Origin of the sequence: Rhodopseudomonas palustris BisB18, from assembly GCF_000013745.1 — a bacterium.
Classification (GTDB): Bacteria; Pseudomonadota; Alphaproteobacteria; order Rhizobiales; family Xanthobacteraceae; genus Rhodopseudomonas_A; species Rhodopseudomonas_A palustris_F.
In genome coordinates this window covers 2,755,918-2,776,309 of the sequence record NC_007925.1, presented here as the reverse complement: position 1 = coordinate 2,776,309, position 20,392 = coordinate 2,755,918, and the positions used below count along the sequence as shown (strand labels likewise).

The window sequence follows — 20,392 nt, the reverse complement described above, 5'->3', positions numbered from 1 at the left end:
TCTTCGCGCTGCTCCGCAGAACCGGGACCATTCCAAGCACTGCGTTGCGTAACGGCCCCGGCTCTGCAGCGCACCACGCCGCAAGGGCGGCGCGCTGCGCCGCGTCCGGGGCACGATGGTCAGATCGCATCATGGCTGCTTCGCCCCACCGGCCGGCGCGCTCGACGGTGCCGGCGCCGGTCCGGTCTGGCCCTTCTGATCGCCTTCGCTCGAAGCCCCCTTGCCTCGCTCGCCCGGCGCGCCGCCCTTGCTTTGGCGTTTGCGCGGCGCCAGATCCGGCGTCAGCGTCTGATCGCCAGCGCCGACGCTGACCTTGGCGCCGTCGGACAGGTTGGCAAAGCCGGTGGTGACGACGCGCTCGCCGGCCGAAAGACCCTTGGCGATCACCGCCTCGGTCTCGTTCTGCTGCGTCACCGTGACCGGCCGTGCTGACACGACGTCGCCCTCGCCGATCACATAGGAGAAGGTACCGGCCGGGCCGCGCTGCACCGCCGAGCTCGGGATCACCAAAGCCTGCGGCAGCGTCTCGACCTTCAGCCGCACATTGACGAACTGCCCCGGCCATAGCTGGAAACGCGCGTTGGGGAATTCCGCCTTCAGCTTCACCGTGCCGGTGGTGGAATCGACCTGGTTGTCGATGCCGCGCAGCGTGCCGCTGTCGACCACGGTGACGCCGTCATTGCCGAACACGTCGACGCTAAGCGGCGCCTTGCCCTGCGCGGCGTTGACCCGGACGATCTGCTGCTGCGGCAGGCTGAACTGCACCGCGATCGGCTGCAATTGGGTGATCACCACGAGGCCGGTGGCATCCGAGGCGCGGATGATGTTGCCCTGGTCGACCAGCCTGAGCCCGGCGCGGCCGGACAACGGCGCGATCACCTTGGTGTAGCTGAGCGTCGCCGCGGCGTTGTCGATCGCCGCCTGGTCGGAGCGCACCAAGGCTTCCAACTGCGCCACGGTGGCGCGCTGGGTGTCGGCCTGCTGCTTGGAGCCGGCGTTGGAGGCGGCGAGCTGCTGATAGCGGGAAAGGTCGATCCGCGCATTGGCGAGCTGGGCTTCGTCCTGCGCCTTCTTGGCCACCGCCTGGTCGTATTGCGCCTGATAGATCGCCGGATCGATCTCCGCCAGCACGTCGCCCTGCTTGACGTCCTGGCCCTCCTTGAAGTTGATCGAGATCAGCTTGCCGTCGACCTGCGCCCGCACCGTGACGTTGTTGAGCGCGCGCACCGAGCCGACGCCGTCAAGATACACCGGCACGTCCTGCACCCGCGGCGTCGCCGCCAGCACCGGCACTGCCAGATCCGGCCGCACCCGGTTGGCGGTCTGCTTCTGCTGGAACGAGCTCCAGGCGATATAACCGAGCACGCACAGGATCAGTGCGGTGATCAAGAGCGACAACAGCCGGCGCCGCTTGCGCGGCGGCGGCGCAGCCACGCCGGGCCCGATGACTCCGGGGGCAGACTTGGGCTCCGGCTTAAAGAGCATTGACCGGCCTCTCCAGCCGCGGCTGCCAGCCGCCGCCCAACGCCTGATACAGGCTGACGATCGCCAAAAGCCGCGCCAATTGCGCCTGCGACAGCGCGTCTTCGGCCTGAAACAGCGTCAATTGGGTGTTGAGCACGGTGACGATGTCGGCGGTGCCGGCGCGCAACTGCTGTTCGGCGAGATTGAAGGCGCGGCGCGAGGATTCCAACACCACCCGTTGCAGCCGCAGCCGCTCGGTGTTCTGCCGGATCGATTCCAGCGCGTTGTCAACGTCGGCGAACGCCGACACCACGGTCTTGCGATAGGTCTGCAGCAATTCGTCCTGCCGCGCCTGATTATATTCGAAATTGGCGAGGATTCGGCCGCCGTCGAAAATCGGCTGGGTCAGTCCCGCGGCGACGTTGTAAAACGCCGCATGCGGGGTGAACAACGAGGCCAGCGCCGCGCTCTGATAGCCGCCCTGCCCGGTCAGTTGAATGCTTGGAAAAAACTGCGCCCGCGCGCTGCCGACATTGGCGGTGGCGGAGGCGAGCTGGGCTTCCTGGCGGCGGATGTCGGGGCGTTGCGTCAGCAATTCCGACGGCAGCCCCGGCGTCACCCGCGGCGCGGCGATACGGTCGAGCGAACCGCCGCCGACCCGCACCGCCTCCGGCGGCCGCGCCACCAAGGTCGCCAGCGCGTTGACGTTCTGCGCCAGCGTCAGCCGCAGCGGCGGCACCGCGGCGCGCTGATTGGCGAGCACGCTCTCCTGCTGGGCGACGTCGAGATCGCTGCCGGTGCCGACGCTGAGCCGCAGCTTGATGGCGTCGAGGATGCGCTGCGCGGAGGCGATGTTGCGTTCGGCGGTGCGGATCCGGTCCTGCGATGCCAGCACCTGGAAATACGCGTTAGCGACGCCGGCGGCGGTGGTCAGCGCGACCACGTCGCGGTCGAACCGGTTGGCGTTGGCGATTTCTTCGGCGGCGAGCGTGGCGTCGCGATTCTTGCTCCAGAAATCGATCTCATACGACGCACTGAGCGAAGACGAATAGGTGGTGATCTCGCGGCCGCCGAGACCGACGCCGGTCCCGCTGCTGCTCGCGGTCGAACTCTTCGAGCGCGTCGCGCTGCCGCCGGCGGTGAGGCTGGGGAGCAACGCCGTGCCGGTGATCCTTGCCTGGGCGTCGGCCTGGATGATTCGCGCCGTGGCCGCGGCAATGTCGAGGTTGACGGTCTGCGCCTCCTCCATCAACTGGGTCAGCTCGGTGGAGCGGAAGCCGCGCCACCAGTCGAGCGCCGGCACAGCCTCCACCGTGGTGGCGCGCGCGGCCTTATAACCGGTTGGAATCTCCAGCGCGGGATCCGGCAGGTCCTGGGTCAGGATGCAGCCGCCGACGGTCGCGGCCAAGGCCAGCGTGGCCGCCGTCCCGGCAAGCCGTCGAATCAAGGAAGCAGCCCCGGTCATGCGTACCGCGACCTCACGTCGCACGCAGCGCCCGCCCGCGTCGCAGCGATCGGCGGCCGACGGATCAATTCGCTTCGATGTGCAGTTTGCGACACGTGACTTCGGCCCGCCTCTTTTATCTTCGGACTATTGTAGCCGCCGGATTGCCGCGCGCACAGGGCTTGTTGCACGTCATGACCCACCGGATAACCGCTGTTTCGACATCGCCACGGTCGCAAAACCGCGGATTTGCTGGGGTTGTTACGACCTTGACGCGCTTGCCGGTTGTGGCAAATCTTACCAAGATTTCATCTCCGCATCGTCGCTCGAGGATTCGCAGCTGCCCGGCCCGGTTACCCAGCAACGCAAATTGTTGAAACTCAAGTGGCGATGCGCCGTAACTGGCGCATTACCGGGGGACAGGGGCTAGGAATGCGCGTCGCTATTGTTGGAACGGGAATCGCTGGCAACGCCGCCGCTTGGGCCTTGTCGCAGCGATATCCCGTCACTGTCTATGATCGCGAAATCAGGGCCGGCGGCCACAGCCACACCATCAGCGTCGACTATGATGGCAAGTCGATGGCCGTCGACATCGGCTTCATCGTCTATAACGAGCTGAATTATCCGGATCTGACCGCGCTGTTCGCGCATCTGGGGGTCGAGACCGAGGCCAGCGACATGAGCTTCGCGGTTTCCGCGGACTCTGGGCGGTTCGAATGGATGGGCGGCGGCACCAACTGGTCGGAGACCGCACGGGGTCTGTTCGCGCAGCCGTCGAACCTGCTGTCGCCGTCTTACTTGCGGATGCTCAGGGATATCCTCAGCTTCAACGAGCGCAGCGTCGCCGATCTCGCAGCCGGCGCGCTGAAAGGGCTGACGCTGGCGGACTACTTCGCGCTGCGCAAATTCGCACCGCGGCTGTTGACCGATTACTTGGCGCCGATGGGCGCCGCGATCTGGTCGGCTCCGGCGGCGCAGATCATGAATTTCCCGGCCGAAAACTTCGTGGCGTTCTTCAGCGAGCATCGGCTGTTGCAATACGACCGGCCGGTGTGGCGGTCGGTCAAAGGCGGCAGCCAGAGCTATGTCGACAAGCTGACCGCCACGTTCAAGGACCGGATCCGGCTCGGCTGCGCGGTGACCTCGATCGAGCGCACCGCGCAGGGGGTGATCGTCGACGACAGCCACGGCGGCCGCGAAACCTACGACCATGTGGTGATCGCCGCGCACAGCGACCAGGCGTTGGCGATGCTCAAAGACCCAAGCGACGACGAGCGCGGCATCCTCGGCGCCATCGGCTATTCCAGCAACGTCATCTATCTGCATCGCGACCCGCGCTTGATGCCGAAACGCAGGCACGCCTGGGCGGCGTGGAACGTGCTGCGCTGGCCGCGTCAGATCGAATGCGTCAACGACATCTCGGTGACCTATTGGATGAACCGGCTGCAGAGCATTCCCGACGACAAGCCGCTGTTCGTCAGCCTCAATCCGCCGTTCGCGCCCGATCCGGCGTTGACCTTCGGCCGCTACGTTTGCGAACATCCGCACTACAATGCCGCCGCATTCGCGGCGCAACAACGGCTCGGCGAGATCCAGGGCCAGCGCCATACCTGGTTCTGCGGCGCCTGGACCGGCTACGGTTTCCACGAAGACGGCCTGCGCTCGGGTCTGGCGATCGCAAAAACGCTGGGGGCGTCGGTGCCCTGGCACAAGCCGCCGGCCGAACTGGCCGAGGCCGCGGAATAGACCATGTCGAATCCTCCGAACGCCGCCGCCGAACCGCCCGCCGCGCTGTATTTCGGCGAGGTGATGCACGCCCGCATCAAGCCGGTGGCGCATCGCTTCAACTACCGGGTGATGAGCCTGCTGATCGATGTTGGCCGGCTCGATGAGGCCGATCACCTGTCGGCGCTGTTCGGCGTCAACCGCCGGGGGCTGTACAGCTTCCACGAATCCGACCACGGCCCGCGCGACGGTTCGTCGCTGCGCAACTACGCGCAGCGCTGCGCCGACGAGCACGGCGTCGACCTCGAAGGCGGCCGGGTGCTGCTGCTGTGCTATCCGCGGCTGTTCGGCTTCACCTTCAACCCGCTGTCGGCGTATTTCTGCTATCGCGCCGACGGCGAATTGGCGCTGGTGATCTACGAAGTCCGCAACACTTTCGGCGACATCCACGCCTATGTGCTGCCGGTGACGCCGGATCAGGTCAGCGCCGCCGGCATCCGCCAACAGCAGGATAAATTGTTCTACGTCTCGCCGTTCATCGAGATGGCGATGCGCTACCATTTCCGCATCGCGCCGCCCGGCCAACGGGTCAAATTGCGGATTCTGGAAACCGACGCCGAAGGCGCGGTGCTCGCCGCGACCTTCAACGGCCACCGCGCGCCGCTCAGCAGCCGCCGCTTGCTGAAAGCCTTCGTCGGCTTGCCGGCGGTGACCTGGAAGATTTTCGGCGCGATCCACTGGCAGGCGCTGCTGCTATGGATCAAAGGTGCGCGATTGGTGCCCCGGCCGGCGTCCGTTGCCGCAAAACCCGGCTTGGCGGCCACGCCGGCCGGCGATTATACTCGGCGAAAATAGTCCGACCGGACGGACATCCGGATAGTGGGAAGTGCTCTGGTCCAGATGAAGATCGATACTGAGGTTATTCGATCGCTCGATGCGAGAGTCGGCACTGACACATCTGACCCGAGAGCGGCAATCGACGGAACTGCAATGTCTGAGTTGATCGTTCTGACCCCGGAAAACGTCGACAACGAACTCTCCGATCTCCCCCGCATGGTCAGACTGGCATTCGGCTTCGGCGCAAAATTGCGCCGCGGCACGCTCGACGTCACCCTGCCCGACGGCCGCACCGTCCGGCTCGGCGGGCTGGAGCCCGGCCCACAGGCTTCGATGACGCTGTACGGCTACGGCTTCGCCTCGCGGCTATTGAACGGCGGCGACATCGGCATCGCAGAGGCCTATCTGCACCGCGAATGGGACACCCCGGACCTCACCCAGTTCCTGTATCTGTTCTGCGTCAACCACGAGTTGATCCAGGCGATGCTCGGCGACAATCCGATGATGCGGCTGGTGCAGGTGGTGCGGCACTGGTTCAACCGCAACACCAAGCGGCAGGCGCGGCGCAACATCTACGCGCATTACGACATCGGCAACGATTTCTACTCGGCCTGGCTCGACCCCAGCATGACCTATTCGTCGGCGCTGTACGAGGAGCACACCACCGACCTCACCGCCGCGCAGCACAACAAATATCAAAGGCTCGCCGAGGCGATCGATCTGAAGCCCGGACAAAAGCTGCTGGAGATCGGTTGTGGCTGGGGCGGCTTCGCCGAATACGCGGCGAAACATTTCGGCGTCAACGTGGTCGGCCTCACCATCAGCCGCGAACAGCGCGATTTCGCCACCCAGCGGATCAAGGACGCCGGGCTGTCCGAGCAGGTCGAGATCCGGTTGCAGGACTATCGCGACGAGCGCGGCCAATACGACCGCATCGCCTCGATCGAGATGATCGAGGCGGTCGGCGAGGAGTTCTGGCCGAAATATTTCTCACAGTTGCGCGACCGGCTGCTGCCGGGCGGGCTGGTCGGGATCCAGGCCATCACCATCCAGGACAAGTTCTTCCAAGCCTATCGCCGCGAGGTCGACTTCATCCAGCGCTATGTGTTTCCCGGCGGGATGCTGCCGTCGCCGCAGGTGCTGAAGGCGCTCGGCGACAAGTTCGGTGTCCCTGTCATCCGCGAGCGGATTTTCGGGCAAGATTATGCCAAGACGCTGGCGGCCTGGAGAGATAATTTCCGCGCCGCCTGGCCGAACCTGACGCCGCTCGGTTTCGACGAACGCTTCCGCAGGCTCTGGGAATATTATCTGGCATATTGCGAGGCCGGGTTCCTGTCCGGCAACATCGACGTGCGCCAGGTGGTGTTCGCCAAGGCCAAGTAGCAACAGCCTCGCCGCGGCGTTCCGCGCGCGCGGCGCGGCGCCTTGTATGACCGCGCCCGGTTGACTAGGTTGTGGGTCACTCCAACCCACAAGATCCTCCAAACCATGACCATTGATAACCATGTCGTCGACGCGATCGGCCGCACGCCGCTGATCAAGCTGCAGCGCGGCTCGGAATTGACCGGCTGCACGATCCTCGGCAAGGCCGAATTCATGAATCCGGGCCAGTCGGTGAAAGACCGCGCCGCGCTGTTCATCATCAAGGACGCCATCGCGCGCGGCGCGCTGCGGCCCGGCGGCGTGGTGGTCGAAGGCACCGCCGGCAACACCGGCATCGGCCTGGCTTTGGTCGCCAACGCGCTCGGCTTCCGCACCGTGATCGTGATCCCGGAGACCCAGAGCCAGGAAAAGAAGGACATGCTGCGGCTCAACGGCGCCGAGCTGATCGAAGTCCCCGCCGTGCCGTACTCCAACCCCAACAACTACGTGAAGGTTTCCGGCCGGCTGGCCGCGCAGCTTGCCCAAAGCGAGCCGAACGGCGCGATCTGGGCCAACCAGTTCGACAACATCGCCAACCGCCAGGCCCATATCGAGACCACCGCGCCGGAGATCTGGCAGCAGACCGACGGCCGGGTCGACGGCTTCGTCTGCGCGATCGGCACCGGCGGCACGCTGGCCGGCGTTTCGCTCGGGCTGAAAGCCAAGAACGCCAATATCCGCATCGCGCTGGCCGATCCGCTGGGATCTGCGATGTACAGCTACTACACCTCCGGGGTGCTGAAGTCCGAGGGCTCCTCGATCACCGAGGGCATCGGCCAGGGCCGCATCACCGCCAACCTCCAAGGCGCGGTGATCGACGCCGCCTATCAGATCGCCGACAATGAGGCGGTGCCGATCATCTATGATCTGTTGCAGCACGAGGGGCTGTGCCTCGGCGGCTCCAGCGGCATCAACGTCGCCGGCGCCATTCGGCTGGCCCGCGAGCTCGGCCCCGGCCATACCATCGTGACCATCCTGTGCGACCATGGCGGGCGCTATCAGTCGAAACTGTTCAACCCGGATTTCATGCGCGGGAAGAATTTGCCGGTGCCGCAGTGGCTGGAGCAGCGCAGCGCCATCGCGGTGCCGTTCGAGACGGCATGAGCGGCGCCACCGAGACGGCTCGCTGAGTTAGCAGACGCCGTCCGAATTGCAAGACACCGTGTCCCGGACGCCGAGCAGCGCGCTTGCGCTGCGACGCGAGCCGGGACCGTTCCAAGCGCTGCCGTCGTAACGGCCCCGGCTCTGCGGCGCACCACGCCGCAAGCGCGGCGCGCGGCGCAGCGTCCGGGGCACGCACTCATTTCTTCCGAGGCAGGCACTCATCAAACTCGCGCTCCACATCCCCTGCCGTCATCCTGAGGAGCCAGGCTGAGCGCGTAGCGCGAAGCCGGGCGTCTCGAAGGATGGCCGCGAGTGACCGCCGCGCGCGCCCCACCCGTCGCCGTCATCCTTCGAGACGCGGCGCCCTTGCGGGCGCGCTCCTCAGGATGACGATTCAGTGCGTGTAGCAAGGCTCCCGTCGCTGCCGGAAAGCAGCAGCCCTCAGCGCAAAATCTGCCCGAGGAACAGCTTGGTGCGGGCGTGCTGCGGGTTGGCGAAGAATTCCGCCGGCGTATTGGCCTCGATCACCTGCCCGGCATCCATGAACACCACGCGGTCGGCGACCTGCTTGGCGAAGCCCATTTCGTGGGTCACCACCATCATGGTCATGCCCTCTTCGGCGAGGTCGACCATGGTGTCGAGCACCTCCTTGACCATCTCCGGATCGAGCGCCGAGGTCGGCTCGTCAAACAGCATCACCTTGGGGTTCATCGACAGCGCCCGTGCAATGGCGACGCGCTGCTGCTGGCCGCCGGAGATCTGCCCGGGGAATTTGTGCGCCTTGTCGGGGATCCGCACCCGCTCGAGATATTTCATCGCGGTGGCTTCGGCGTCCTTCTTCGGGATGTTGCGCACCCAGATCGGCGCCAGCGTGCAGTTCTCCAGCACGGTGAGATGCGGGAACAGGTTGAAGCTCTGGAACACCATGCCGACCTCGCGGCGGACTTCGTCCACGGTGCGCAGGCTCGGCCCGAGCTCGATGCCATCGACGATGATGCTGCCTTCCTGAAATTCCTCCAGCGCGTTGATGCAGCGGATCAGCGTCGATTTGCCGGAGCCCGACGGACCGCAGATCACGATGCGCTCGCCGCGCGCGACGTCGAGCGAGATGTCGCGCAACACGTGGAAATCGCCGTACCACTTGTTGAGGGCCGCGACGGTGACGATCGGTTCTGCCATTGCAATCCTATCCGATGATTCTCAACTGCGCCGGTGGGCATTGAGACGGTGTTCGACGAACAACGAATACCGCGACATCCCGAAGCAGAACACGAAATACACGATGCCGGTAAAGGCAAAGCCGGTGAACAGCGTGGTCGGCGTCGACCAGGTCGGATCGGCGAACGACGCCCGCAGGCTGCCGAGCAGATCGAACAACGCCACGATCGACACCAGCGAGGTGTCCTTGAACAGCGCGATGAACGAGTTGACCAGACCCGGAATGACGTGGCGCAGCGCCTGCGGCATCACCACGAGGCCGGTGATCTTCCAATACGACAGCCCGAGCGCGCTCGCCGCCTCGGCTTGGCCGCGCGGGATCGCCTGCAGGCCGCCGCGGATCACCTCGGCGTTATAGGCACCGGCGAACAGCGCGATGCCGATCAGCACCCGCACCAAGCCGTCGACGGTGAAGTTGCCGGGCAGGAACAGCGGCAGCATGTAGGTGGCGAAGAACAATACGGTGATCAGCGGCACGCCGCGCCAGAACTCGATGAACAAGACCGAGAAGATCCGGATCAGCGGAATCGTCGAGCGTCGCCCCAGCGCCAGCGCGATGCCGACTGGCATCGAGGTGACGATGCCGGTGACCGAAACCACCAGCGTCACCAGCAGGCCGCCCCACATCCGTGTGTCGACGATCGGCAGCCCGCCGCGGTCGAGCCGCATCACGAAGATCACCACGGCGATGCCGGCGAACATCGCCAGGCTGCGCAGCAGCGCCCGCCAGCCGTTGCGGAAGCCGCCGTTCAGCACGAACAACAGGCCGGAGACCACCGCAGCGGTGCAGACGAAGTCGAACCACAGCGGCCGCGCCGAAGCCTGGATCGCATCGCGCAGCCAGCTCAGCGGCCAGATCAGAACCCAGACCGCGGTTCCGAAGCCGTAGATCAGCGAGCCCAACAACGAGGACACGCCGCCGCCGGCGGCGAGCTTGCTGCCCGCCTCGCTGACGCTGGCGGAGAAACCCGACAGCAAGTCCGCGGTCCAGCTCAGCGCGAAGCCGTGCAGCCCGCCGCCATGCAGCAGGAAGAACGCCACCACCGGGAAGGCGACGAAGAACAGCCCGGCGTTCAGGCTCTTGGCCGGCACCCGCGGAATCAGCAACGGCAGCAGCAATAGCGCCGCGAGGCCGAAGGTCAGATTGACCCGCCAGCGCTCCTGCTCCGGATAGAACCCGTAAACGAACTGCGCGAATTTCGCCTGCACGAACGGCCAGCAGGCGCCGACCTCGTGCCCGGCACCGGCGGCCAGGCAGTCGGTGCGGCTGGTGCCCTGCCAGACCGCGTCGATCAGCAGGAATTTGACCGTCGGCACGATGGTCAGCCACAGCAGCGCCGCCCCGACGATGGTGAGGATGGCGTTGGTCGGCGTATTGAACAGCCGGGTGCGGATGAAGCCGGTGAAGCCGGTGGTCTTCACCGGCGCCGGACGGCTGTCGACCAGATCCTGGCGGACGAACGAGGCGGGAACGCCGGTCATGAGCCGAGACTCCGCCCGAGCCGCCAACCGTAGAAACTCATCAATGCGCTGGTGACGATCGAGATCAACAAATACACGCTCATGGTGATGGCGATGATTTCGATGGCCTGCCCGGTCTGGCTCAGCGTGGTGCCGGCGAACACCGAGAACAGATCCGGATAGCCGATCGCCACCGCCAGCGACGAGTTCTTGGTCAGGTTGAGATACTGGTTGGTCAGCGGCGGCAGGATCACCCGCAGCGCCTGCGGCACCACCACCAGGCGCAGCGTCGAGCCGCGCGACAGCCCGAGCGAGGCGCCGGCTTCCATCTGTCCCTTGTGCACCGACTGAATGCCGGCGCGCACGATCTCGGCGATGAACGCCGCCGTATAGGTCGACAGCGCCAGCGTCAGCGCGACGAATTCCGGCGCCACGCGGGAGCCGCCGGCAAAGTTGAAGCCCTTCAGCGCCGGAATCTCGAAGCTGAACGGCTTGCCGAAGATCAGCGTCGCCAACAGCGGCAATCCGATCAGCAGGCTGAGCGCGAACGGCCACACCTTCATCGGCTTGCCGGTCTGGAACAGGCGGCGGCGGGCATAGGCCGGCAGCATCATCGCAATCGCGATGGCGACCGCAACGGCGATCAGGAAGGCGTCGAGCCCGGCTTCGCCGACCGGTTTCGGCACTACGATGCCGCGGTTGCTGAGGAAAAACGCGTCGAACACCGACACGCTTTGCCGCGGACTCGGCAAGGTGCCGAGCACCGCGAGGTACCAGAACAGGATCTGGAACAACAGCGGCAGGTTGCGCACCAATTCGACGTAACCGCCGGAAATCTTCGACAACAGCCAGTTCGGCGACAGCCGGCCCAGCGCCACCATGAAGCCGATGATGGTGGCGAAGATGATGCCGATGATCGACACCACCAGCGTGTTGACCAGCCCGACCAGAAACACCCGCGTATAGGAGTCGGCTTCGGAATACGGAATCAGCGCCTGGCTGACGCCGAATCCGGCGGTCTGCGACATGAAGCCGAAGCCCGAGGCAATGCGCTGATTGGCGAGATTGCCGCGGGCGTTGTCGACGATCTCGTAGGCCACCCAGACCAGGGCGGCGACGAAAAGCACTTGCAGCAGCAGTCCGCCCCAACCGGCGCGTCCGCCCAGCAGCCGACGCAGTCTTGCAACGAACTGCGTCGGCGGGGGGCGGGCCTCGATGGCCATCGCGAGTATCGATTCGTTGTGGTTAGCGGATCGGCGGCGCGTACTGGATGCCGCCCTTGTTCCACAACTGGTTGAGGCCGCGGGCGATGCCGAGCTTGGAGCCGGCGCCGACGTTGCGATCGAAGATTTCGCCGTAATTGCCGGTCGCCTTGACGATGCGGATCACCCAATCCTTGGTCAGGCCGAGCTGTTCGCCGAGGTTGCCGTCGGTGCCGAACACCCGCTTCAGCTCCGGCTTGTCGAGCTTGGCCTGGTCGTCGACGTTCTTCTGGTTGACGCCGAGTTCTTCGGCGTTGAGCAGCGCGAACAGCGTCCATTTCACGATGTCGAACCACTGGTCGTCGCCGTGGCGCACCAACGGGCCGAGCGGCTCCTTGGAGATCACTTCCGGCAGCACGGCGTGGTCGGCCGGGGTGGCGAGCTTCAGCCGCAGCGCATAAAGCTGCGAAACGTCGGAGGTGAACACGTCGCAACGGCCGGATTCATAGGCCTTGACGGCTTCGTCGGCGGTGCCGAAGGCGATCACCTCGTACTTCATGTTGTTGCCCTTGAAATAGTCGGCAACGTTCTGCTCGTTGGTGGTGCCGGTCTGCACGCAGATCGACGCCGAGTTGAGTTCGAGCGCGGAATTCACCTTCAGCGCCTTGCGGACCAGGAAGCCCTGGCCGTCATAATAGGTGACGCCGGTGAAATTGACGCCGAGCGAGGTATCGCGCGACACCGTCCAGGTGGTGTTGCGCGACAACACGTCGATCTCGCCGGACTGCAGCGCGGTGAAGCGATCCTTGGCCGACAGCGGCACGAACTTCACCTTGGTCGGATCGTTGAACACCGCGGCGGCGATGGCGCGGCAGACGTCGACGTCGATGCCGGTCCAGTTGCCCTTGTCGTCGGGGGCGGAGAACCCCGGCAGGCCCTGGCTGACGCCGCAGGACAAAACGCCCCGGTCCTGGACCGTCTTCAGGGTTTGCGCGCCGGCCGCCTGGGTCAGAAACCCGGCGGCGACGGCAACAGAGAGAGCGAGAGATACGCGTTTCATAGCCAAGCCTTTCAAGGAACGTCGTCCTGGACGCATTCGTCAGTATTCGTGGTCGTCATATCACCGCAGAGGAGAACGGCCGATCGGTGCCATCGTCGTCCCGGCCGGCGAAGCGATATCAGCTTCCCTCGACAGATGGGATAGGCGTTGGTCGATTTCGCAGCGTGCCCCTCGAACGTGCGGCAATCAGACAGTGCGGCTGCATCACAGAACGAGTTGAAGTCCGGGTCAAGGGGTTGACGGCCGTCTTCTGTGTCCTGCTAGTAGGAAGTCCAGCCCGCCGCAGCCGCTTTGCACCCGTAAGGGGCAAACTGCTGCATCAGCAGATGCTTTTTTGGTCATAACGCATGAACTCCTCCGATAACGGCGATCTGCCGCTTCGCACCGACACCCATCTGGTCACCGCCGGCCGTGACACTGCAGCGCAAAAAGGATTCGTCAATCCGCCCGTGGTGCGCGGCTCCACCGTGCTGTATCCGACCGCGGCCGATCTGCACGCCCATCGCGGCGAGTTCTCCTATGGCCGCCACGGCACCCCGACCACCAAAGCCCTGCAACAGGCATTGGCGGCGCTGGAAGGTCCGAATTGCGCCGGCGTGGCGCTGGCGCCGTCCGGGGTGGCGGCGATTTCCACCGCCCTGCTCGGCGTGCTGAAGGCTGGCGATCATCTGTTGGTGTGTGACAACGCCTACCGTCCGACCCGGCTGTTCTGCGACGGGCTGTTGCAGCGCTACGGCGTCACCACCGGCTATTTCGATCCATCGATCGGCTCAGGCATCGAAGCGCTGTTCAGGCCGAACACCGCCGCCGTCATGGTCGAGGCGCCCGGCTCGCAATCCTTCGAAATGCCGGACATTCCGGCGATCGCCGCGGTGGCGCACGCCCATGGCGCGCTGGTGCTCGACGACAATACCTGGGCGACGCCGCTGTTTCACCGTTCGCTCGACCACGGCGTCGACATCTCGATCCAGGCCGCGACCAAATATATCGGCGGCCATTCCGACATCATGTTCGGCACCATCTCGGCCAACGCCAAAGCGTGGCCGCGGGTCGAGGACGCGGTCCGCGCGCTCGGCGTCTGCGCCGGCCCCGACGACGTGTTCCTGGCGCTGCGCGGCTTGCGCACGCTGGCGGTGCGGCTCAAGCATCACCAAGCCGCCGGGCTGGAGATCGCGCGCTGGCTGCAACAGCGCCCCGAGGTCGCAAGGGTGCTGCATCCGGCATTGGAAACCGATCCCGGCCACGCGATCTGGAAGCGGGACTTCACCGGCGCCTCCGGGCTGTTCAGCATCGTGCTGAAGCCGGCCTCACAAAAGGCGGTCGACGCGCTGCTCGACACCGTGAAACTGTTCGGCATGGGCTATTCCTGGGGCGGCTTCGAGAGCCTGGTGATTCCGTTCGATTGCGCCAGCTACCGCAGCGCGACCACATGGGCGCCGGGCGGACCGGCGTTGCGGCTGCATATCGGGCTGGAGAGCGTCGAGGATCTCAAGGCCGATCTGGAGCGCGGCTTCGCGGCGTTCAACGCCGCGACAAGCTGACGGGGTCGCGCGTCAGCTATCCAGGGTCTTCGAGCCGCTGGCGTGGTTCTTCACGATCAGCATGATGTTGCGGACGTAGACGAAGGTCGCCGCCGCCTGGCCAATGATGATCACCGGCTCGCGTTTGACGATGCCATAGACCAACGTCATCAGGCCGCCGGCGATCGAGAAGAACCAGAACGACATCGGCACCACGCTCTGGCCGAGACGCTCGCTGGAAATCCACTGCACCAGGAATCGGGCGGTGAACAACAATTGCGCCACCAGGCCGAACGCCAGCCAGAAATCGAACTTGGCGACGAACACGTCGAACAGGTAGTCGCCAAGCACCTGGCCGTAATGAATGATCATGAGGCGATCTCGGTTGCGATGGGGGTGGATTTCTTGCGCCGGATCAGCCACCACACCCCGACCAGATCCATGATCCCGATCCACAGCCGGTCGAAGAAGCCGTAATTCGACACCCCCGACAGCCGCGGCCGGTCGGTGACGTCGACAAAGGCGATCTCGAAGCCCTCGCGGCGCACCAGCGCCGGCATGAAGCGGTGCAGACCGTCGAAGTAAGGCAGCGACAGATACACGTCGCGGCGGAACGCCTTCAGGCCGCAACCGCTATCGCGGGTGCCGTCGCGCAGGATGGCGTCGCGCACTTTGTTGGCGATCCGCGACTGAATCTTCTTGAAGCCGGTGTCCTTGCGGCCGAGCCGCTGGCCCGCGGCAAGCCCGACGCGGGCGCCGCCCTGCTCCACCGCGGCGATCAGGTCGGGCAGGAATGCCGGATTGTTTTGGCCGTCGCCATCGAGCGTGGCGACGATGGCGCCGCGCGCCGCGCGCACCCCGCTGCGCACCGCGGCGGATTGCCCGGACGAGGCGGTATGGCGGATCTGGCGCAGATTTTCGCGGCTCTGCCGGATCGCGGCGATGCGTTGCGGCGTGGCGTCGGTGGAGCCGTCGTCGACATAGACGATCTCATAGGCCCAACGGCCGTCCAACGCGGCGGCGATCTCGGCGATCAGCGGCGCGACATTGTCGGCCTCGTTACGCACCGGAACAACGATGGACACGGCAGGGGTGGTGCCGGAACTGGTCAAATGCACGCTCATGGTCGGATCGGCCCGCAGCCTTGGAACTCACGCCGGGGTGCGGTTCGCGGAAGCCCGCTTTTATGGGGCGAAGGCCTCGCGGGCAACCCTTTTGAGGTGGGACCAGGACGGCCCCGGAAGGGCAGCAACGCTGCCGTCGCGCGCGATCGTAAATGCCAGATGACGCGCGGCGAACCAGTAGCGCACCGCCATCGCGCCGACCACCCCGGTCAGCGCGCCGGCCACCACGTCGCTCGGATGATGCGCCAACAGCACCAGCCGGCTGACCGCGATCGCCAGCGCATAGGCGATCATGACGCCGCGCGCCCGCGGCCACACCGCGGCGACCGCGAAGGCCAGCGCGAAACTGGTGGTGGCGTGGCCCGACGGCAGGCTGGAATAGGCCTCGTTCCACGACCAATAGGAGAAGTTGAAGGCGTTGGCCTCGCCGCCGACGAACGGCCGGCCGCGGCCGATCGCGCCCTTCAACACCTCGCCGGCCAACACCGGTACCAGCACCGCAAAGAAGATGAACTGCAGCCTTGTGCCGAAGGCGAGCAGCACCGCGCGCGACCAGCCGGCGAGCCGCGGCGTGATCAGCAGCAGCGCCAGCAACGCGGCCAGCAAGGTCCACAGCACATAGGTGGCCTTGCCGAAATCGGTGACGATCTTGACCGGCCACAGCCAGGCGGTGCCGCGCGCCGGCATCCAGCCGATCTCGTGGACGTCGAGCGCCACCATCAGCACCGCGACCGCCACCGCGACCAGCGCCGTCAGGATCAGCACGCGCCGCGCGCCGCTGCGTGCCGCTTCGGCGCGCCGCGAATGCGACGGCCGGCGCGCCAATTGCAGAAGCGAGGCGCCGAGCAGCTGCAGCACCCGCACCACATAGCTCGGCGGCGTGTCGGCCCGGCGATGCGCTGCCATTTACTGGGTGCCCTCGGAGCGGAACACCGCCACCGAGATCGCCCGGCCCTGCGAGAAATTATAGCCGTCGATCCGTGCGGCGACGTCGTAGCGCAGGCCGATGGCTTCGGCGCGCGCCGCGAACGCCCGTTCGGTACGGGATTCCACCAGCGCGAAGCGGCAACTGCCTTGGCCTAAGAAATCCGCGGCGCCGGAGCCGTCGGTGAGCAGCGTCGAGGTCCCGGTCATGAACACCAGGCTGGGCTCCTGATAGCCCGCCGCCGCCGCCTTCGGGCCGACGCAGACCACGTTGCGCAGCGCACGGGCGATCTCGACGCTGGGAAACAGCGGCGTCAGCGACGGCACCACGATGCCGTACACGGCAACGCTGAGAAACAGCGACGACGCCACCGCGTTGAGCATGGCGTGCTCGGAGCGGATGTCGTCATAGAGCCGCCAGGCCAACAGCCCGAAGATCATCGACACCGCGACGAACGGCCAGGCCAGGAACGCCGGCTGCCGTGTCAGCCACACCGCGCCGACCACCGCGATGGTCAGCACCGCGGCGGGAATCGCGAACCACCACGCCGCCCCACGGGTCAGCCAGCCGCGCGACAGCACGCGCCGCTCCAATGCCCCGACCAGCAGGATGGCGATCGCCGGATACAGCGGCAGCACGTAATGCGGCAGCTTGGTCATCACCAGTTCGAACACGATCCAGGACGGCACCAGCCAAGCCAACAGATATTGCGCGCCGGGCTCGCGCCGCGCCCGCCACACCGCCGGCGCCGCCATCGCGGCGAGCGGCGCGCCGGGCCAGAACGTCACCCAGAACAGCAGGAAATACACTCCGGGCGGCGCGCCGTGGGATTCCTTGGCGCTGGTGATCTTGCTCAGCATGTCGCCGCCGACCGAGTCGGAAAAGAAGCTCTCGCCGGCGCGCTGGAAGATGGCGATGAACCACGGCAGCACCAATGCCAGCATCCACAGCGCGCCCCACAACGGCCGCAGCCGCCGCAGCCAGGCCAGCGAGCGGTCGCAGATCGCCAGGGTGACGATGGTGAGGCCGACGAACATCAGGATCAGCGGCCCCTTCAGCAGGATGCCGCCGGCCAGCGCGGTCCAGAAGATCGCCGGCGTGGTCCACGAGCCGCGCGCGGAATCCTCGCCGCGCTGCCAGGCGAGATAGACCCGCGCCATCGCCCCCATCGCGGCGATCACGGTCAACAGCAGCACCGCGTCGGTCTTGGCGAGCCGGGCTTCGACGCCGAGCAAAATCGAACTGCAAAGGATCAAGCCGGCGAGCACCGCGCCGCGCCGCGTCACGAACGCCAAGGCGGTCCAATAGGTCAGCAACACCGCGCCGATCGCGCCCAGCATCGAGGGCACCCGGTACAGCCAGATCCGCACCTCGGCGCGCGGCAGGCCGAGCGCCGAGGCGGCTTCGACCACGGTCGCCTGCAGCCAATAGATCCCGACCGGCTTCTTATAGCGAACCTCGCCCTGAAACCGGATATCGACGAAATCGCTGGTCTCGACCATCTGCTTGGTGGCCTGTGCGAAGCGCGCTTCGTCGCGGTCGATCGGCGGAATCGTGAAAAATCCCGACAGCGTGAACAACAACCCGCACAGCGCCAGAAAGGCCACCGCGCGGCCATGGCTGGCGGCGACGTAATCGATCACGCCGACCAGCCGCTGGCCCGGATTGATCCGGTTCTTCGGCTCCGGCGGCATGCCAAATCGGGGTCTTGCAAAGGTCTCGCTCATCGGTTTCGCATACGCTGAAACCGCTACGCGGACAACCAGTTGGCGGGCCTCTACTGAATTCGGACGACGACTGTGTCCGCGGCGCCCATGGCGTCCATCACGGTGAGCCGGACGAAGCCCGGCCCGGGCTGGTCGAGCAGCCGTTGCCGGCGGCCGTCGATCTGCCCTACCGCCACACCGTTCACCAGCATGGTCAGCGGCAGTACCCCGCCCGCCACCTTGACCGGCAGCGACGGCGTCGAGATGTCGCCGGAGCCGTCGATCCGCGAGCCGTTCAGCGGAAACTGGATCCGCAGCGGCTGCTCTGCGCCATTGCGCAGCAATTCGCCGACCGGACGGAAGCGCCGCAGCGGCAACGGCAATTTGGCGTTGCTCGCCATCAGCGTGCCGCGCGGGGCTTTCGCCAGCGCCGCCGGCAGCCGGCCGGTGCGGGCGAAGGCGTCGAACAGGATCGGCGCTGCGGCGGTGCGGCCGACCAGGCCGGGCACCGCGGCACCGTCCGGCCGGCCGACCCAGACCCCGATGGTGATGCGGCCGTCGAAACCGACCGACCAGGCGTCGCGATAGCCGTAGGAGGTGCCGGTCTTGAAGGCGATCCGATTGGCCGCGGCGTTGTCGGGCGGCGGGGTGCCGAGCAGCACGCTGCCGACCTGCCAGGCTGCCACCGGATCGAGCAGCCGCAGCGGCTCCGCCGGCGTCGCCTCCCCCAGCGCGATCTCGCGCAGCGGCACCGTGGCGCCGAGCCGGGCGATGCCCGAATAGAGCTGCACCAGATCCTGCAGCCGGATGCCGACGCCGCCGAGCCCCATCGCCAGCCCCGGCGCCTCGTCCTTCGGCAGCACCAAGGCCGCGCCGGCCTGTTTCAGCCGCGCCGCGAGGCGACTCGATCCGACGCGGTCCAGCAACGCGATCGCCGGCACGTTGAGCGACAATTGCAGCGCCTTGCGCACCGGCACCGTGCCTTGGAAGGTCATGTCGAAATTCTCCGGCGCGTAGGCGCCGAACCGGATCGGGCGGTCGTCGATCAGGCTCTCCGGATGCACGAAGCCGTCCTCGAAGGCGAGCCCGTAGATGAACGGCTTCAGGGTCGAACCCGGCGAGCGCACCGCGCGGCTCATGTCGACCTGGCCGGCGCGGCGGTTGTCGAAGTAGTCCGGCGAACCGACCCGAGCGAGAATCTCGCCGCTGGCATTGTCGACCGCGAGCAGCGCGATCGAGATATCGGGTCCGAGCGCTGCGGCGCGGTCGCGCGCCAGCGCTTCCAGCGCGCGCTGGATGGCAGCGTCCAGCGTCAGCCGGATCGTCGCCGCGCCTTTCCCGGCCGCCATCGCCTGATCGGCGGAATGCGGCGCCAGCATCGGCATCGGCGTGCGCTGCCGCGCCAACGCCACCGCCTTGGCCTGCGCCGCGTCGTCGCCGCTGAGCACGCCGTCCTCTACCATGCGGTCGAGCACGCGGTCGCGGGCGGCCCGCGCCGCCGCCGGATGGCGGTCCAGCCGGCGGGTTTCGGGGGATTGCGGCAGCGCCACCAACAGCGCGGATTCGGCGAGCGACAGCCGCTTCGGCTCCTTGCCGAGATAACCGATCGACGCCGCGCGGATTCCTTCGAGGTTGCCGCCGTAGGGCGCCAGCGTCAGATAGAGATCGAGGATCTGGTTCTTGCTGAGCTGCCGCTCCAGTTGCAGAGCGCGCACCATCTGGCGCAGCTTGGCGTGGACCGAGCGCTCGCGGCGCGGCTCGAGCAGCCGCGCCAGTTGCATGGTTATGGTGGAGCCGCCGGAGACGATGCGGCCGTGCGTGAGCAGCTGCCAAGCAGCGCGGCCGAGCGCCAGCGGATCGACGCCGTGATGGCTGTAAAACCGCTTGTCCTCATAGGCCAGCAACAGATCGAGATAGCGCCGGTCGACGTCGGTCGCCCCATGCACCGGCAGCCGCCAGCGGCCGTCCGCCATCGCATAGGCGCGTAGCAATTTGCCGTTGCGGTCGACCACCGAAGTCGAGACCTGCCGCGCAGCCTCGAGCGGCAGCGGCCCGAGCGACCAGACCCACGCCGACATTGCGCCGGCGGCGATGACGCCGAGCACCGCGACGACAATCGCCGCGGTTCTGATCTGCCGCCACCTGCTCGGGGTCTCACTCATGATCGGTTCAACATCATC

Annotated in this window: 16 protein-coding genes; 5 read left to right on the top strand and 11 right to left on the bottom strand. The window is 66.4% G+C overall.

Annotated features, from left to right (window positions below; translation table 11 throughout):
- Positions 1-129: 129 nt before the first annotated feature.
- Positions 130-1,485, bottom strand: coding sequence for an efflux RND transporter periplasmic adaptor subunit (locus tag RPC_RS12795; RefSeq protein WP_011473005.1), 1,356 nt, complete (start codon positions 1,483-1,485; stop codon positions 130-132).
- On the bottom strand, positions 1,475-2,929 hold the full coding sequence (locus RPC_RS12790) for an efflux transporter outer membrane subunit (protein ID WP_011473004.1): 1,455 nt from the start codon (positions 2,927-2,929) through the stop codon (positions 1,475-1,477). Before RPC_RS12790 ends, RPC_RS12795 begins: the two co-directional genes overlap by 11 nt.
- 411 nt (positions 2,930-3,340) lie before the next feature.
- Between RPC_RS12790 and RPC_RS12785 the strand changes: the two genes are divergently transcribed.
- The 4 genes from RPC_RS12785 (at position 3,341) to RPC_RS12770 (ending at position 7,996) form a co-directional block, all read left to right on the top strand.
- Entirely contained in the window at positions 3,341-4,654 is a 1,314-nt protein-coding gene (locus RPC_RS12785) for an NAD/FAD-binding protein (RefSeq protein WP_011473003.1), read from the top strand.
- Positions 4,655-4,657: 3 nt separating this feature from the next.
- On the top strand, positions 4,658-5,488 hold the full coding sequence (locus RPC_RS12780; protein WP_011473002.1) for a DUF1365 domain-containing protein: 831 nt from the start codon (positions 4,658-4,660) through the stop codon (positions 5,486-5,488).
- Between the two features lie 135 nt (positions 5,489-5,623).
- Positions 5,624-6,853 (top strand): class I SAM-dependent methyltransferase, encoded by a 1,230-nt coding sequence (locus tag RPC_RS12775; protein WP_011473001.1) that lies wholly within the window; start codon positions 5,624-5,626, stop codon positions 6,851-6,853.
- A gap of 105 nt (positions 6,854-6,958) precedes the next feature.
- Entirely contained in the window at positions 6,959-7,996 is a 1,038-nt protein-coding gene (locus RPC_RS12770) for a cysteine synthase A (protein WP_041801771.1), read from the top strand.
- A 441-nt stretch (positions 7,997-8,437) separates the two neighbouring features.
- Here RPC_RS12770 and RPC_RS12765 read toward each other — a convergent pair whose 3' ends face one another.
- The 4 genes from RPC_RS12765 to RPC_RS12750 are packed head-to-tail and all read right to left on the bottom strand — an operon-like array spanning position 8,438 to position 12,937.
- Positions 8,438-9,175 (bottom strand): amino acid ABC transporter ATP-binding protein, encoded by a 738-nt coding sequence (locus RPC_RS12765; RefSeq protein ID WP_011472999.1) that lies wholly within the window; start codon positions 9,173-9,175, stop codon positions 8,438-8,440.
- A 21-nt stretch (positions 9,176-9,196) separates the two neighbouring features.
- Positions 9,197-10,696 carry an amino acid ABC transporter permease gene (locus RPC_RS12760; protein ID WP_011472998.1) on the bottom strand — a complete coding sequence of 500 codons (1,500 nt, stop codon included), beginning with the start codon at positions 10,694-10,696 and terminating at the stop codon, positions 9,197-9,199.
- Entirely contained in the window at positions 10,693-11,898 is a 1,206-nt protein-coding gene (locus RPC_RS12755) for an amino acid ABC transporter permease (RefSeq protein ID WP_011472997.1), read from the bottom strand. The genes RPC_RS12760 and RPC_RS12755 overlap by 4 nt, the downstream gene beginning before the upstream one ends.
- A 22-nt stretch (positions 11,899-11,920) precedes the next feature.
- A complete protein-coding gene (locus RPC_RS12750) occupies positions 11,921-12,937 on the bottom strand; it encodes an amino acid ABC transporter substrate-binding protein (RefSeq protein WP_041801769.1) in 1,017 nt (338 codons plus the stop codon).
- 347 nt (positions 12,938-13,284) lie between these two features.
- Between RPC_RS12750 and metC the strand changes: the two genes are divergently transcribed.
- Positions 13,285-14,478, top strand: coding sequence for a cystathionine beta-lyase (metC, locus tag RPC_RS12745; RefSeq protein ID WP_011472995.1), 1,194 nt, complete (start codon positions 13,285-13,287; stop codon positions 14,476-14,478).
- A 12-nt stretch (positions 14,479-14,490) separates the two neighbouring features.
- On the opposite strand, the gene RPC_RS12740 is transcribed toward metC, so the two are convergent.
- Genes RPC_RS12740 through pbpC form a run of 5 tightly spaced genes read right to left on the bottom strand, consistent with a single transcriptional unit; the run spans position 14,491 to position 20,374 of the window.
- Positions 14,491-14,829, bottom strand: coding sequence for a lipid-A-disaccharide synthase N-terminal domain-containing protein (locus RPC_RS12740; protein ID WP_011472994.1), 339 nt, complete (start codon positions 14,827-14,829; stop codon positions 14,491-14,493).
- Entirely contained in the window at positions 14,826-15,581 is a 756-nt protein-coding gene (locus tag RPC_RS12735) for a glycosyltransferase family 2 protein (protein ID WP_011472993.1), read from the bottom strand. The genes RPC_RS12740 and RPC_RS12735 overlap by 4 nt, the downstream gene beginning before the upstream one ends.
- A gap of 60 nt (positions 15,582-15,641) precedes the next feature.
- The gene (locus RPC_RS12730; RefSeq protein WP_011472992.1) at positions 15,642-16,487 is read right to left on the bottom strand and encodes a phosphatase PAP2 family protein; all 846 of its coding nucleotides are present in this window, start codon (positions 16,485-16,487) and stop codon (positions 15,642-15,644) included.
- Complete coding sequence (locus RPC_RS12725) at positions 16,488-18,233, bottom strand: ArnT family glycosyltransferase (protein WP_011472991.1); 1,746 nt, start codon at positions 18,231-18,233, stop codon at positions 16,488-16,490.
- A 50-nt stretch (positions 18,234-18,283) separates the two neighbouring features.
- Positions 18,284-20,374, bottom strand: a complete 2,091-nt coding sequence (gene pbpC, locus RPC_RS12720; protein ID WP_011472990.1) for a penicillin-binding protein 1C — start codon at positions 20,372-20,374, stop codon at positions 18,284-18,286.
- Positions 20,375-20,392 lie beyond the last annotated feature (18 nt).

Coding starts and splice junctions, on each gene's coding strand:
- RPC_RS12795 (WP_011473005.1), bottom strand. CDS start 1,485: ATGCTCTTTAAGCCGGAGCCCAAGTCTGCCCCCGGAGTCATCGGGCCC.
- RPC_RS12790 (WP_011473004.1), bottom strand. CDS start 2,929: ATGACCGGGGCTGCTTCCTTGATTCGACGGCTTGCCGGGACGGCGGCC.
- RPC_RS12785 (WP_011473003.1), top strand. CDS start 3,341: ATGCGCGTCGCTATTGTTGGAACGGGAATCGCTGGCAACGCCGCCGCT.
- RPC_RS12780 (WP_011473002.1), top strand. CDS start 4,658: ATGTCGAATCCTCCGAACGCCGCCGCCGAACCGCCCGCCGCGCTGTAT.
- RPC_RS12775 (WP_011473001.1), top strand. CDS start 5,624: ATGTCTGAGTTGATCGTTCTGACCCCGGAAAACGTCGACAACGAACTC.
- RPC_RS12770 (WP_041801771.1), top strand. CDS start 6,959: ATGACCATTGATAACCATGTCGTCGACGCGATCGGCCGCACGCCGCTG.
- RPC_RS12765 (WP_011472999.1), bottom strand. CDS start 9,175: ATGGCAGAACCGATCGTCACCGTCGCGGCCCTCAACAAGTGGTACGGC.
- RPC_RS12760 (WP_011472998.1), bottom strand. CDS start 10,696: ATGACCGGCGTTCCCGCCTCGTTCGTCCGCCAGGATCTGGTCGACAGC.
- RPC_RS12755 (WP_011472997.1), bottom strand. CDS start 11,898: ATGGCCATCGAGGCCCGCCCCCCGCCGACGCAGTTCGTTGCAAGACTG.
- RPC_RS12750 (WP_041801769.1), bottom strand. CDS start 12,937: ATGAAACGCGTATCTCTCGCTCTCTCTGTTGCCGTCGCCGCCGGGTTT.
- metC (WP_011472995.1), top strand. CDS start 13,285: ATGAACTCCTCCGATAACGGCGATCTGCCGCTTCGCACCGACACCCAT.
- RPC_RS12740 (WP_011472994.1), bottom strand. CDS start 14,829: ATGATCATTCATTACGGCCAGGTGCTTGGCGACTACCTGTTCGACGTG.
- RPC_RS12735 (WP_011472993.1), bottom strand. CDS start 15,581: ATGAGCGTGCATTTGACCAGTTCCGGCACCACCCCTGCCGTGTCCATC.
- RPC_RS12730 (WP_011472992.1), bottom strand. CDS start 16,487: ATGGCAGCGCATCGCCGGGCCGACACGCCGCCGAGCTATGTGGTGCGG.
- RPC_RS12725 (WP_011472991.1), bottom strand. CDS start 18,233: ATGAGCGAGACCTTTGCAAGACCCCGATTTGGCATGCCGCCGGAGCCG.
- pbpC (WP_011472990.1), bottom strand. CDS start 20,374: ATGAGTGAGACCCCGAGCAGGTGGCGGCAGATCAGAACCGCGGCGATT.